This is a genomic window from Streptomyces bobili, assembly GCF_002154575.1.
Lineage (GTDB): Bacteria > Actinomycetota > Actinomycetes > Streptomycetales > Streptomycetaceae > Streptomyces > Streptomyces bobili.
Genome location: NZ_MUBA01000780.1, coordinates 1 through 1,358, shown reverse-complemented (window position 1 = coordinate 1,358; position 1,358 = coordinate 1). Strand labels below are relative to the sequence as shown.

Genomic DNA, 1,358 nt, shown 5'->3' with positions numbered 1-1,358 from the left:
GCTGGAGGGCGTGAGCGAGAAGCTCACGCCCTCCAGCACCTCACCGACGGGCCTCACGACCCGCTCCCGGACAGGCGGCGTCACCAGGTTCACCGAGGCGCCCGGCGGCGAGACCGTCGTGGGCGTCGCCTCGTCCGCCGCCTGTGCCTGTCCGCCGAAGAGGAACCCCAGCGCGAAGAGTCCGCCCAGCAGCAGCGCGGCGCGCAGCGCGATGCGCGGGGCGGCGGCGGGCAGCAGAGCGGGGCGGGGCAAGGGGGAGGAACCTCCCGTGTGACGAAACGAGGCGCTCGATCCTCGCACGGGTGTCCCGAGGTAGCGCAAGCCCCCTCCTACCGATGGGTCGTCATGTCCCGTTTGCCGCCGGGTTGTCCGGGTCGGGCACGGGAAGCGGGCGTTTCTCGATAGCCGCCGCCATCACGTCAGGGAAGCGGTCGGGCGTACAGGCGAAGGCGGGTGCGCCCAGCGCCGCCAGGGCGGCGGCGTGCTCGCGGTCGTAGGCGGGCGTTCCCTCGTCCGAGAGCGCGAGCAGGGCGACGAACTGCATCCCCGACGCCTTCATCGCCGCGACCCGCTTCAGCATCTCGTCACGTATGCCTCCCTCGTAGAGGTCGCTGATGAGCACCAGCACGGTCTCGGCGGGCCGGGTGATCCGCGACTGGCAGTAGGCGAGCGCCCGGTTGATGTCGGTGCCGCCGCCGAGCCGGGTGCCGAACAGGACGTCCACCGGATCGTCGAGCTGGTCGGTGAGGTCGACGACCGCCGTGTCGAAGACGACGAGCCGGGTGCTGATCGACCGCATCGACGCCAGCACGGCTCCGAACACGGAGGCGAAGACGACCGAGGCCGCCATCGACCCCGACTGGTCGACGCAGAGGATCACCTCCTTCTTCACGGACTGCGAGGCCCGCCCGTACCCGATGAGCCGCTGGGGCACGACCGTCCCGTGCTCGGGCAGGTAGTGCTTGAGGTTGGCGGCGATCGTGCGGTTCCAGTCGATGTCGTGGTGGCGCGGCCGGGCGACCCGGGCACTGCGGTCGAGGGCGCCGGTCAGGGTCGCGCGGGTGCGGGTGGCGAGCCGCTTCTCCAGGTCCTCGACGACCTTGCGCACGACGGCCCGTGCCGTCTCCTTCGTGGTCTCCGGCATCGCCTTGTCGAGGGAGAGGAGCGTGCCGACGAGGTGCACGTCGGCCTCCACCGCCTCCAGCATCTCCGGCTCCAGCAGCAGGGTGGCCAGGCCGAGCCGGTCGATGGCGTCGCGCTGCATGACCTGGACGACGGAGGAGGGGAAGTACGTCCGGATGTCTCCGAGCCAGCGCGCCACGGACGGCGCCGACGCCCCCAGCCCCGCCGAACGGTCC

1 protein-coding gene and 1 pseudogene are annotated in these 1,358 nt (G+C 71.9%); both read right to left on the bottom strand.

Features of this window, described 5'->3' with window-relative positions; all coding sequences use genetic code 11:
- Nucleotides 1-252: pseudogene (locus BZL64_RS37560) on the bottom strand (hypothetical protein); the annotation flags it as partial.
- A 91-nt stretch (nt 253-343) separates the two neighbouring features.
- Nucleotides 344-1,358: VWA domain-containing protein (locus tag BZL64_RS37555; RefSeq protein WP_086773448.1), on the bottom strand; the 1,015-nt coding region annotated here is incomplete at its 5' end.